Genomic DNA, 12381 nt, shown 5'->3' with positions numbered 1-12381 from the left:
CGCGCGTTGTGGCGGCGGTTCGAACAGCCGCGCGTGCAAGCAGAGGCGGAACGGTACGACAGGCGCTGCCCGGACGGCGCGCCCCGCCTCTCGGCTCTAGGGGATTGATGACCGAGTATGGCCGGGGCTACGGCTCCGAACCGTGGCATCCCGACGACCCGCTCTACGGAGACCGCGGTCCGTACGGAGGTCAGGCGCAGCAGCCGCAGTGGACGGAGCAGCAGTCCGGCGGGTATCCCCAGGAGCAGCACCCCCAGCAGTACGCGGAGCAGTACGCGCCCCACCCGGAGCAGTACCGGCAGCAGCACCCTGAGCAGTACGGGCAGCATCCCGAGCAGTACGGGCAGCACGGAGAGCAGCACCCCGGGCCGTACCCGCGGCACGAGGAGCAGTACCAGCAGCACCAGCACCCCGGGCAGTACCCGCAGCACGGTGAGCAGCAGTACGCGCAGCAGTATCCGGCGGGTGGCGGCGGCTGGGAGGGGGCGCCGCAGCAGACGGGCGGGCCGGGCTACGACCCGTACGACCCCTACGGGCAGCACCCGCCGGCCGATCCGTATCTCCAGCCCGGCCAGGACCACCCGGCGCCGCACCACGCCGGCCAGGGCTACCCGGGGCAGGAGTACGCGGCTCAGGACTACGCGGGCCAGGAGTACCAGGGCCAGGGCTACGCGGGCGCAGGCCAGGAGTACGCGGGCCAGGACTACGCGGGTCACGACTCCTACGGCGGCCAGGGCGGCCACGGGCTCCAGGAGACCCAGCCGATCCCGGCCCAGCAGGCGGTGCAGACGCATCCGGGCCCGCAGCACACCGAGCACGGCGGGCCGCCGCAGGACGCCGGCGACGGGCACCACCCCCAGGACGGGCCGCCCGCACCGGAGCCGGAGCATCCGTTCTTCGCCGGTGAACCGGACAGCCGCCGGGCGGACGGCGCGGACGACCCGGACGACGCGGACGACCGCCCCGGCGGCGCCGCGGACGACGACGCCCCGGTGGACGGCCGGCGCGGCCGCGAGCGCCGGGGCCGGAAGAACACGAAGAACAAACGGCGCAGCGGCACCGCCTGCCTGGTCATGGCCCTGGCGTTCGCCGGTGTGGCGGGCACCGTGGGCTACTTCGGCTACGACTTCTTCGTGCGGCACTTCGGCTCGTCCCCGGACTACGACGGCGAGGGCAGCGGCGAGGTGCAGGTGGAGATCCCGGACGGGATGCTGATCTCCCAGATGGGGGCGGTCCTGGCCCGGGACGGGGTGATCAAGAGCGCCGGGGCGTTCACCGAGGCGGCCGCCGACAACCAGAAGGCGCAGTCCCTCCAGCCCGGTACGTACACCCTGCGCAAGCACATGTCGGCGGCGGCCGCCATCGAGCTGATGCTGGACCCCAAGAGCCGCAACGGCCTGACGATCCGGGAGGGCCTGCGGGCCGCCGCGGTCTACCAGCTGATCGACAAGAAGCTCAAGCTCACGCCCGGCACCACCAAGGAGATCGCCCGCAGCCAGGCGAAGAACCTCGGACTGCCGTCCTGGGCCGACGACAACCCCAAGATCAAGGACCCGCTGGAGGGCTTCCTCTACCCGTCCACCTACAGCGTCGGCGCCAATGCCAAACCGGCCGATGTGCTGAAGCAGATGGTCGCGCGGGCGAATCAGGAATACCAGAAGTACGACCTGGCGGAGAATGCCAGGAAATTCAACCTGTCCTCCCCGCTCCAGCTCGTGACGGTCGCCAGCCTCACTCAGGCCGAGGGCATGACGCACGACGACTTCCGCAAGATGGCCGCGGTCGTCTACAACCGTCTCGCCCCGACGAATACCGACACGAACCAGAAGCTGGAATTCGACTCGACGTTCAACTACCTCAAGAACCAGAGCAAGATCAATATCAGTACGGACGAGATCCGGCACTACGACGACCCGTACAACACGTATTTCTACCGGGGTCTGCCGCCCGGTCCGATCGGCAATCCCGGTGCGGACGCGCTGAAGGCGGCGATCAATCCGGACAATTCCCAGAAGTGGCTGTACTTCATTTCGGTGGACGGCAAGAAAACCGACTTCACCACCAATCTGACCGACCATATGAAGCTCGTCCGGGAATTCAACAGGCGCCAGCAAGAGCAGAAGCAGAACGGAAACTGAAGGCAAGGCCGTGCCCCACAGCTCTGACACCAGGAAGGCGGCCGTCCTCGGCTCGCCGATCGCGCACTCCCTCTCGCCGGTGCTGCACCGCGCCGCCTACGCCGAACTCGGCCTCACCGGCTGGGAGTACGGCCGCCACGAGATCGACGAGGCCGCGCTGCCGGCGTTCCTCGCCGGGCTCGGCCCCGAATGGGCCGGTCTGTCGCTGACCATGCCGCTCAAGCGCGCGGTCATCCCGCTGCTGGACGAGATCAGCGCCACCGCGGCCTCGGTCGAGGCGGTCAACACCGTCGTGTTCACCCCCGACGGCCGCCGCCGCGGCGACAACACCGACATCCCCGGCATGCTCGCCGCGCTGCGCGAACGCGGCGTCGAGCACGTCGAACGGGCCGCCGTCCTCGGTGCCGGCGCCACCGCCTCCTCCGCGCTGGCCGCGCTTGCCCGGATCTGCGCCGGCGAGGTCACCGCGTACGTCCGCAGCGCGGCCCGCGCCGAGGAGATGCGCGGCTGGGGCGAGCGGCTCGGCGTCACCGTCCGCACCGCCCCCTGGGAGGAGGCCGCCGCGGCCCTGGACGCGCCGCTGGTCATCGCCACCACCCCGGCCGGCAGCACCGACCCGCTCGCCGCCGCCGTCCCCGCCCGGCCCGGCACCCTCTTCGACGTCCTCTACGACCCGTGGCCGACCCCGCTGGCCGCCGCCTGGGCCGGCCGCGGCGGCGCCGTCGTCGGGGGCCTGGACCTCCTGGTCCACCAGGCCGTCCTCCAGGTCGAGCAGATGACCGGCCGGGCGCCCGCGCCGCTGGCCGCGATGCGCCGGGCCGGCGAGGCGGCGCTCGCCGCCCGCTGACCCCGGTCCGTACGCCCGCCGCCGGTCCGCCCGGACGCCCGCGGTCCGCACCCTGGACGCCGCGCCGCGCGCCCCGCCCGACGTGGGAGGATCTAAGGAGACCGTACGCGGATGAGCACATGAGCAGTAACTGAGGAGCACCGTTGAGCAGGTTGCGCTGGCTGACGGCGGGGGAGTCGCACGGCCCCGCACTCGTGGCGACGCTGGAGGGCCTTCCCGCCGGCGTGCCGGTCACCACGGAGATGGTGGCGGACGCCCTGGCCCGCCGCCGGCTCGGCTACGGCCGCGGTGCCCGGATGAAGTTCGAGCGGGACGAGGTCACCTTCCTCGGCGGCGTCCGGCACGGCCGCTCGCTCGGCTCCCCGATCGCGATCATGGTCGGCAACACCGAGTGGCCCAAGTGGGAGCAGGTCATGGCCGCCGACCCGGTGGACGAGGAGGTGCTGGCCGGCCTGGCCCGCAACGCCCCGCTGACCCGCCCCCGCCCCGGCCACGCCGACCTCGCCGGTATGCAGAAGTACGGCTTCGACGAGGCCCGCCCGGTCCTGGAGCGCGCCTCCGCCCGCGAGACCGCGGCCCGGGTCGCGCTCGGCGCCGTCGCCCGCTCCTTCCTGAAGGAGACCGCGGGCATCGAGATCGTCTCGCACGTCGTCGAACTGGCCGCCGCCAAGGCGCCGTACGGCGTCTACCCGACCCCCGCCGACGTCGAGAAGCTGGACGCCGACCCGGTCCGCTGCCTGGACGCCGCCGCGTCGGAGGCGATGGTCGCCGAGATCGACCAGGCCCACAAGGACGGCGACACCCTCGGCGGTGTGGTCGAGGTGCTGGCCTACGGCGTCCCGGTCGGCCTCGGCTCGCACGTCCACTGGGACCGCCGCCTGGACGCCCGGCTGGCCGCCGCGCTGATGGGCATCCAGGCCATCAAGGGCGTCGAGGTCGGCGACGGCTTCGACCTGGCCCGCGTCCCCGGCTCCAAGGCGCACGACGAGATCCTGGCCACCGGCGACGGGATCAAGCGCGCCTCCGGCCGCGCCGGCGGCACCGAGGGCGGCCTGACCACCGGGGAACTCCTGCGCGTCCGCGCCGCGATGAAGCCGATCGCCACCGTGCCGCGGGCCCTGGCGACGGTCGACGTCCGCACCGGCGAGGCCGCCAAGGCGCACCACCAGCGCTCCGACGTCTGCGCGGTGCCGGCCGCCGGCATCGTCGCCGAGGCGATGGTCGCGCTGGTGCTGGCGGACGCGGTGGTGGAGAAGTTCGGCGGCGACAGCGTGCCGGAGACCCGCCGCAACGTCCGCTCCTTCCTCGACAACCTGGCGATCACGTGACCGCGCCGGCCGTCGTACTCGTCGGCCCGCCCGGCGCCGGCAAGTCCACCGTGGGCGCGCTGCTGGCCGGGCGGCTCGGCGTCGGCTACCGCGACACCGACGCCGATGTCGTCGCCACCGCCGGCAAGGAGATCTCCGACATCTTCGTGGAGGACGGCGAGGGGCGCTTCCGCGAGCTGGAGCGGGCCGCGGTCCGCGCCGCCCTGGAGACCCACCCGGGCGTGCTCTCGCTCGGCGGCGGCGCGATCATGGACGACACCACCCGGAAGCTGCTGACCGGCCTGCCGGTCGTCTTCCTGGACGTCGAACTGGCCGACGCCGTCAAGCGGGTGGGCCTGGACGCCCCCCGCCCGCTGCTCGCGGTCAACCCGCGCAAGCAGTGGCGCGAACTGATGGAGCGGCGCCGCCCGCTCTACACCGAGGTCGCACGCGCCGTGATCGCCACCGGGGGCCGCACCCCCGAGGACATCGCCGACGCGATCGCGGACGCTTTGGAGCTACGGCCGGCCGCGGCGGACCCCGCGCACCCCGCCGGCAGGGAGGAACAGCCATGACGGAGCACGCCACCCGCATCCAGGTCGGCGGAACCGCCGGCACCGACCCGTACGAGGTCCTCGTCGGACGGCAGCTGCTGGGCGAACTCCCCGGCCTGATCGGCGAGCACGCCCAGCGCGTCGCGGTGCTGCACCCCGAAGCGCTGGCCGCCACCGGCGAGGCGCTGCGCGCCGACCTCGCCGAGCAGGGCTACGACGCGATCGCCATCCAGCTGCCCAACGCCGAGGAGGCCAAGACCGCCGAGGTCGCCGCCTACTGCTGGAAGGCGCTCGGCCAGACCGGCTTCACCCGCACCGACGTGATCGTCGGCGTGGGCGGCGGCGCCACCACCGACCTGGCCGGCTTCGTCGCCGCGACATGGCTGCGCGGGGTGCGCTGGATCGCCGTACCGACCACCGTGCTGGGCATGGTGGACGCCGCGGTCGGCGGCAAGACCGGTATCAACACCGCCGAGGGCAAGAACCTCGTCGGCGCCTTCCACCCGCCGGCCGGTGTGCTGTGCGACCTGGCCGCGCTGGACAGCCTCCCGGTCCACGACTACGTCTCCGGGCTGGCCGAGGTCATCAAGGCCGGCTTCATCGCCGACCCGGCGATCCTGGAGCTGATCGAGGCCGACCCGGAGGGCGCCAAGCGGCCGGACGGCCCGCACACCCAGGAGCTCATCGAGCGGGCGATCCGGGTCAAGGCCGAGGTGGTCTCCGCCGACCTCAAGGAGTCCGGACTGCGGGAGATCCTGAACTACGGCCACACCCTCGCGCACGCCATCGAGAAGAACGAGCGCTACAACTGGCGCCACGGCGCCGCGGTCTCGGTCGGCATGGTCTTCGCCGCCGAACTGGGCCGGATCGCCGGCCGCCTGGACGACGCCACCGCCGACCGGCACCGCGCCGTGCTGGCCTCCGTCGGCCTGCCGCTGACCTACCGGGGCGACCAGTGGCCCAAGCTGCTGGAGACCATGAAGGTCGACAAGAAGTCCCGCGGCGACCGGCTGCGCTTCATCGTCCTGGACGGCCTGGCCAAGCCCACCGTCCTGGAGGGCCCCGACCCGGCGATGCTGCTCGCGGCGCACGCCGAGATCGCGGCGTGACGCCGATGAAGCAGCGCGTGCTGGTCCTCAACGGCCCCAACCTCGGCCGGCTCGGCTCCCGCGAGCCCGACGTCTACGGCGCCACCTCCTACGCCGGGCTGGTCGCCGAATGCGCCCGGCTCGGCGCGGAGCTGGGCTTCGAGACCGACGTCCGGGAGACCAACGACGAGGGCGAGATGGTCCGCTGGCTGCACGAGGCGGCCGACGGCGCCCTCCCGGTCGTCATCAACCCCGGTGCGTTCACGCACTATTCGTACGCGATGCGGGACGCGGCGGCCCAGCGCACCGCCCCGCTGATCGAGGTGCACATCTCCAACCCGTACGCCCGCGAGGAGTTCCGGCACACCTCGGTCATCGCGGCGGTCGCCAGCGGGACGGTCGCCGGCTTCGGCATCGGCTCGTACCGCCTGGCGCTGCGTGCCCTCGCCGAGGAGCTGGACGGCTGACCGGCCGTTCCGCTCCGTGCGCCGCCGGCCGTTCATCCGGCGGGCGCCGCGGGTAGGGAAACCTCCCGGCAGCCGCCGGGAGGGTACGGTTCGGTCAGTACCACCCGGCGGCGGGGCGGCAACGGCCCGCCGCCGCCTCGCAGTTGCCGCCACGGTGCCCCGGCCGCCCCGGCCCGGTGCGCCGTCCGCACCACGTCGACCGCACGAGACGGAGAGCCACCGGATGCAGTACGCAGTGGGGGCTCCGCTGCCACCGCCCCGCGGCCCGCTTCCCGGCCCGGGGGCCGGACCCGCCATGCACTGGACGCCGCACCCCGGCGGGCCCGGCGCGGCCCCGCCCCCGCCCGCCCCCGGCCACGGCTGGCCGGGCCCCGCGCCGGGGCCCCACCAGGCCCCGCCCGCCCCGCCCACCACCGGTGACGTCACCGGCCATGTGCAGCTGCCGCCCGGCGCGCCCGTTCCGCTGCCCAGCCCGCCGCCGGGCAGCGCCGCGCCGGACGCCGCGCACGCCGCCGTCGCGGTGCTGCTGATCGGCCCGGCCGGCGCCGGGAAGACCAGCGTCGCCCGGCACTGGGCCGACACCCGGCGGGTGCCGACCGCGCACATCAGCCTGGACGACGTCCGGGAGTGGGTGCGGGCCGGTTTCGCCGATCCGCAGTCCGGCTGGAACGACCACTCCGAGGCGCAGTACCGCCTGGCCCGCCGCACCTGCGGTTTCGCGGCCCGCAACTTCCTCGCCAACGGCATCTCCTGCATCCTCGACGACGCCGTCTTCCCGGACCGCCCGGTCGTCGGCCTCGGCGGCTGGAAGCGCCACGTCGGCCCCGGCCTGCTGCCGATCGTGCTGCTGCCCGGGCTGGAGGTCGTCCTGGAGCGCAACGCCCGCCGCACCGGCAACCGCCGCCTGTCCGACGAGGAGGTGGCCCGCATCCACGGCCGGATGGCCGGCTGGTACGGCTCCGGCCTGCCGATCATCGACAACTCCCAGCACGATGTGGCCACCACCGTGCGGGCGCTGGACGAGGTGGTCGCGCGCAGCCTGGCCAGCCCGCCCAGCTGGTAGCGGCCCGCCCGGCCGCGACGCGGTCCGTCCCCCGGGCGGCCGTCCCGGACGGCCGCTCCGGGAGCGCGGTCGTACGCTGGCGATATGTCCGAGTTGTACGCGGTCCGACGCGCGCGGCTGCGCGACCGCTGCGCCGCAACCGGATCCACCGCCGCCCTGATCTCGCGCCCCGCCAACGTCCGCTACCTCACCGGCGCCGCGCCGCCCGGCGCCGCCCTGCTGCTGGGCCCCGGCGCCGACGTCCTGCTCTGCGGGCGCCCGCTGACCGGCGACCCCACCGAGGGCCGGCCCGCCGACGACATCCGGGTCTCGGTACTGCCCGCGCGCGGCGGCGACCCGGTGGTGGCCGCCGCCGGGCTCGCCGAGAAGTCGGGCGCGGACACCCTGGCCGTCGAGGAGCACCACCTCACCGTCAGCCGCCACCGGGCGCTGGCCCGCGTCGCGCCCCGGACCCGGCTGACCGACCTGGCCTGTGCGGTCGAGGCGCAGCGGCTGGTCAAGGACGACGACGAGATCGCCTGCCTGCGGATCGCCGCGGAGATCAGCGACCAGGCGCTGGGCGAACTGCTGGAATCCATCCTCGTCGGCCGCACCGAGCGCCATCTCGCGCTGGAGCTGGAGCGCCGGCTGGTCGACCACGGCGCGGACGGCCCGGCGTTCCCCACCTCCGTCGCCACCGGCCCGAACTCCGGACGCGCCGGGCACCTGCCCACCGACCGCCGGGTCGAGGAGGGCGACTTCCTCACCGTCAACCTCGGCGCGAACTACCGCGGCTACCGCTGCGAGATCGGCCGGACCTTCGTCATCGGCACCACCCCGGCGGACTGGCAGATCGAGCTGTACGACCTGGTCTTCGCCGCGCAGAAGGCCGGCCGGCAGGCGCTGGCACCGGGGGTGGAGTGCCGCGATGTGGACCGGGTGACCCGGCAGGTCCTGGAGGCCGCGGGGCACGGCGAGGGGCTCGGCCCGTGGACCGGGCACGGTGTCGGACTCGAAATCGACGAGGACCCTCAGTTGTCACCCGGCGCCATGGGTAAACTGGACGCTTGCGTGCCGGTCACCGTCGAGCCAGGGGTCCACATCCCGGGCCGTGGGGGTGTCCGGATCGACGACACCCTCGTCGTCCGCCCCGAGGCGGACGGCGGACCCGAGCTACTCACCATCACGACCAAGGAGCTGCTCGCCCTGTGAGCCACCCGGCTCGCTGCGGGCGGTTTCGAGGTACCCACCACCTGCAGTCCAGGAGATTCCGCAACCGTGGCTTCCACGAACGACCTCAAGAACGGCATGGTGCTCAAGCTCGAAGGCGGCCAGCTCTGGTCCGTCGTCGAGTTCCAGCACGTCAAGCCCGGTAAGGGCCCGGCCTTCGTCCGTACCAAGCTCAAGAACGTGCTCTCCGGCAAGGTGGTGGACAAGACCTTCAACGCCGGCGTCAAGGTCGAGACGGCCAACGTCGACAAGCGCGGTATGCAGTTCTCGTACATGGACGGCGACTACTTCGTCTTCATGGACATGGACACCTACGACCAGCTGCACGTCGACCGCAAGACCGTCGGCGACGCGGCGAACTTCCTCCTGGAGGGCTTCGAGGCGGTCGTCGCGCAGAACGAGGGCCAGGTGCTCTACGTCGAGCTGCCGGCCGCCGTCGAGCTGACCATCGCCGAGACCGAGCCGGGCGTCCAGGGCGACCGCTCCACCGGCGGCACCAAGCCCGCCAAGCTGGAGACCGGCTACGAGATCCAGGTCCCGCTCTTCATCACCACCGGTGAGAAGATCAAGGTCGACACCCGCACCGGCGACTACCTCGGCCGGGTGAACAGCTAACCGTGGCTGCCCGCACCAAGGCCCGTAAGCGCGCCTTCCAGATCCTCTTCGAGGCCGACCAGCGCGGTGCCGATGTGCAGTCCGTGCTGGCGGACTGGATGCGCCATGCCCGGACCGACACCCGGCAGCCGCCGCTGAACGAGTACACCCTCGAACTGGTCGAGGGGTACGCGGACCACGTCGCCCGCATCGACGAACTGCTCTCCACCTACTCCGTGGACTGGGACCTGGACCGGATGCCGGCGGCCGACCGCTCCATCCTCCGGCTCGGCGCCTACGAGCTGCTGTGGGTGGACGGCACGCCGGACGCGGTGGCGATCGACGAGGCCGTGCAGCTGGCCAAGGAATTCTCCACGGACGACTCCCCGGCCTTCGTCAACGGCCTGCTGGCCCGGCTGAAGGAGCTCAAGCCGGGGCTGCGCCGCGAGGAGAGCCGCTGAGCCGGCCGCGCGGCGGCTGACCGGCCGGCGCCCGACCGGCCGGAACACCGCCAGACCCCGACGGGCCCGGAGCGACGCACCAGCGCCGCTGCGGGCCCGTGGTGCGTCCGGGGCCGGTGGGGTACGCCCGGCAGCCCCGCGGCCGTGCGCGGCGCGCCTGATGGCGTCGGGGTGCCCGCAGACGACGACCGCCGCCCCGGGAGGCCCGGAGCGGCGGTACGTTTCTGCTTGTCAGACGGGTAAAGCGACGGGGCAGGGCCCCTAGATCTCCTCGTGCTGCACGGCCCGGCGGGCGTCCGCGTCCAGCACGCCCCAGCTGATGAGCTGCTCGGTGAGCACCGAGGGCGACTGGTCGTAGATCACCGCGAGGGTGCGGAGATCGTCCTGGCGGATCGAGAGGACCTTGCCGTTGTAATCACCGCGCTGGCTCTGGATCGTGGCGGCATAGCGCTGGAGCGGGCCGGCCTTCTCCTGCGGGACGTGGGCCAGGCGCTCCAGGTCCAGCACCAGCTTCGGCGGCGGCTCGGCGGCACCCCCCGGCGTCGTACCGGGCAGCAGCTCCTGCACTGGCACGCCGTAGAAGTCCGCGAGCTCGGCGAGGCGCTGGACGGTCACGGCACGGTCACCGCGCTCGTAGGACCCCACCACCACGGCCTTCCAGCGGCCCTGGGACTTCTCCTCGACGCCATGGAGAGAGAGGCCCTGCTGGGTACGGATGGCGCGGAGCTTGGCCCCGAGCTGTTTGGCGTATTCGCTGGACATAAAGCTCCCCAGACGGCTGTATCGACATGCGGCGCTGCCGCGTGGCTGGTAACTCACTGTGAGGTTACGCAGCGTAATCTGACTTCGTCAAGCCGAATGGGCCCAAGCCTCACCCGTCAGGGGGGCGTTCGGGTCGCCGGGGGCCTCCTGGTAGCCTGAAGCTCGTAATTTCGACGTCCTTTAAGGTCCGTCCCGTGAGGCGGAGAAGGAGGTCCGTTTCGTATGGACGCGACGCATTCCGACACGCGCACGCAAAGCCCCGCGCGCCCGGTGCTCGAAGGCCCGGACATCGCGCGGATGCTGACCCGCATCGCCCACGAGATCGTCGAGCGCGCCAAGGGCGCCGACGACGTGGTGCTGCTGGGGATCCCCACCCGCGGTGTCTTCCTCGCCCGGCGGCTGGCCGCCAAGCTGGAGGAGATCACCGGCCGCGCGATCCCGGTGGGCTCGCTCGACATCACCATGTACCGCGACGACCTGCGGCTGGGCCCGGCCCGCACGCTGGCCCGCACCGAGATCCCGGCCGACGGCATCGAGGGCCGGCTGGTCCTCCTCGTCGACGACGTCCTGTTCTCCGGCCGCACCATCCGCGCCGCGCTGGACGCCCTGGGCGACATCGGGCGCCCGCGCGCCGTCCAGCTCGCCGTACTGGTCGACCGCGGCCACCGCGAGCTGCCCATCCGCGCCGACTACGTCGGCAAGAACCTCCCCACGTCGCTGCGGGAGGCGGTCAAGGTCCAGCTGACCGAGGAGGACGGCCGCGACGCCGTGCTGCTCGGCCTGCGGGAGACCGCCCCGGCCGGCGAGCGCTAGCGCACGCACCCGCGTACGGACACCCGGTGAGCCCGGGCCCGCACCCATGCCTGCTCAACGGACATTCCCGTATACCTCCCTCACCACCGGAGAAAACCGGATGAAGCGTCACCTCATCTCGGCCGCCGACCTCACGCGGGACGACGCCGTGCTGATCCTCGACACCGCCGAGGAAATGGCCCGGGTCGCCGACCGGCCGATCAAGAAGCTCCCCGCGCTGCGCGGGCGCACCGTCTGCAACCTCTTCTTCGAGGACTCCACCCGCACCCGGATCTCCTTCGAGGCCGCCGAGAAGCGGCTCTCCGCGGACGTCATCAACTTCGCCGCCAAGGGCTCCAGCGTCTCCAAGGGCGAGTCCCTGAAGGACACCGCGCAGACCCTGGAGGCGATGGGCGTGGACGCCGTCGTCATCCGGCACAGCGCCTCCGGCGCGCCCTACCGGCTCGCCACCTCCGGCTGGATCGACGCCCCCGTCATCAACGCCGGCGACGGCACTCACCAGCACCCCACCCAGGCGCTGCTGGACGCCTTCACCATGCGGCGCCGGCTGATCGGCCCGGACGCCGGCCTCGGCCAGGACCTCGCCGGCAAGCGCATCACGATCGTCGGCGACGTGCTGCACAGCCGGGTCGCCCGCTCCAACGTCGACCTGCTGCACACCCTGGGCGCCGAGGTCACCCTCGTCGCGCCGCCCACCCTGGTGCCGGTCGGCGTCGAGAACTGGCCGTGCGCGGTCTCGTACGACCTCGACGCGGTGCTGCCGAAGTCCGACGCGGTGATGATGCTGCGGGTCCAGCGCGAGCGGATGAACGCCGCCTTCTTCCCCACCGAGCGGGAGTACTCCCGCCGCTACGGCCTGGACGCCGACCGGATGGCCCGGATGCCCGGGCACGCCGTGGTGATGCACCCCGGCCCGATGGTCCGCGGTATGGAGATCACCGCCGAGGTCGCCGACTCCCCGCGCTGCACGGTCGTCGAGCAGGTCGCCAACGGCGTCTCCATCCGCATGGCCGTCCTCTACCTGCTGCTCGGCGGCAACGAACCGGCCGTCACGAACCCCCGTACCGAGGAGAAGTAG

13 protein-coding genes are annotated in these 12381 nt (G+C 72.9%); 12 read left to right on the top strand and 1 reads right to left on the bottom strand.

Annotated features, from left to right (window positions below; genetic code table 11):
- Positions 1 to 107 precede the first annotated feature (107 nt).
- From mltG to nusB, 10 genes are all read left to right on the top strand, one after another.
- Positions 108 to 2138 carry an endolytic transglycosylase MltG gene (mltG, locus tag ADL22_RS28040; protein ID WP_066985763.1) on the top strand — a complete coding sequence of 677 codons (2031 nt, stop codon included), beginning with the start codon at positions 108 to 110 and terminating at the stop codon, positions 2136 to 2138.
- Between the two features lie 10 nt (positions 2139 to 2148).
- Positions 2149 to 2985, top strand: coding sequence for a shikimate dehydrogenase (locus tag ADL22_RS28035; RefSeq protein WP_066985760.1), 837 nt, complete (start codon positions 2149 to 2151; stop codon positions 2983 to 2985).
- 143 nt (positions 2986 to 3128) lie between these two features.
- Positions 3129 to 4313, top strand: coding sequence for a chorismate synthase (gene aroC / locus ADL22_RS28030; RefSeq protein WP_066985757.1), 1185 nt, complete (start codon positions 3129 to 3131; stop codon positions 4311 to 4313).
- Positions 4310 to 4867, top strand: coding sequence for a shikimate kinase (locus ADL22_RS28025; RefSeq protein WP_066985754.1), 558 nt, complete (start codon positions 4310 to 4312; stop codon positions 4865 to 4867). The genes aroC and ADL22_RS28025 overlap by 4 nt, the downstream gene beginning before the upstream one ends.
- Positions 4864 to 5955 carry a 3-dehydroquinate synthase gene (aroB, locus tag ADL22_RS28020; protein ID WP_066985751.1) on the top strand — a complete coding sequence of 364 codons (1092 nt, stop codon included), beginning with the start codon at positions 4864 to 4866 and terminating at the stop codon, positions 5953 to 5955. Before ADL22_RS28025 ends, aroB begins: the two co-directional genes overlap by 4 nt.
- A gap of 5 nt (positions 5956 to 5960) precedes the next feature.
- Positions 5961 to 6401, top strand: a complete 441-nt coding sequence (aroQ, locus tag ADL22_RS28015; protein ID WP_066985924.1) for a type II 3-dehydroquinate dehydratase — start codon at positions 5961 to 5963, stop codon at positions 6399 to 6401.
- 223 nt (positions 6402 to 6624) lie between these two features.
- Positions 6625 to 7464 (top strand): Pro-rich N-terminal domain-containing protein, encoded by an 840-nt coding sequence (locus ADL22_RS28010; protein WP_066985748.1) that lies wholly within the window; start codon positions 6625 to 6627, stop codon positions 7462 to 7464.
- Positions 7465 to 7548: 84 nt separating this feature from the next.
- On the top strand, positions 7549 to 8655 hold the full coding sequence (locus tag ADL22_RS28005; protein WP_066985744.1) for an aminopeptidase P family protein: 1107 nt from the start codon (positions 7549 to 7551) through the stop codon (positions 8653 to 8655).
- A 66-nt stretch (positions 8656 to 8721) separates the two neighbouring features.
- Entirely contained in the window at positions 8722 to 9288 is a 567-nt protein-coding gene (gene efp, locus ADL22_RS28000) for an elongation factor P (RefSeq protein WP_066985739.1), read from the top strand.
- Between the two features lie 2 nt (positions 9289 to 9290).
- Positions 9291 to 9728 (top strand): transcription antitermination factor NusB, encoded by a 438-nt coding sequence (gene nusB, locus ADL22_RS27995; RefSeq protein ID WP_066985737.1) that lies wholly within the window; start codon positions 9291 to 9293, stop codon positions 9726 to 9728.
- 261 nt (positions 9729 to 9989) lie between these two features.
- On the opposite strand, the gene bldD is transcribed toward nusB, so the two are convergent.
- The gene (gene bldD, locus ADL22_RS27990; RefSeq protein WP_018539834.1) at positions 9990 to 10490 is read right to left on the bottom strand and encodes a transcriptional regulator BldD; all 501 of its coding nucleotides are present in this window, start codon (positions 10488 to 10490) and stop codon (positions 9990 to 9992) included.
- Positions 10491 to 10712: 222 nt separating this feature from the next.
- On the opposite strand from bldD, the gene pyrR reads away from it, so the two are divergent.
- Positions 10713 to 11303 (top strand): bifunctional pyr operon transcriptional regulator/uracil phosphoribosyltransferase PyrR, encoded by a 591-nt coding sequence (gene pyrR / locus ADL22_RS27985; protein ID WP_066985734.1) that lies wholly within the window; start codon positions 10713 to 10715, stop codon positions 11301 to 11303.
- A gap of 100 nt (positions 11304 to 11403) precedes the next feature.
- Positions 11404 to 12381 (top strand): aspartate carbamoyltransferase catalytic subunit, encoded by a 978-nt coding sequence (locus ADL22_RS27980; RefSeq protein WP_066985731.1) that lies wholly within the window; start codon positions 11404 to 11406, stop codon positions 12379 to 12381.

Source organism: Streptomyces sp. NRRL F-4489 (assembly GCF_001509485.1).
GTDB lineage: Bacteria > Actinomycetota > Actinomycetes > Streptomycetales > Streptomycetaceae > Streptomyces.
Note: the sequence above shows the minus strand (reverse complement) of the source record. Positions and strands in the feature narration are given on the sequence as shown.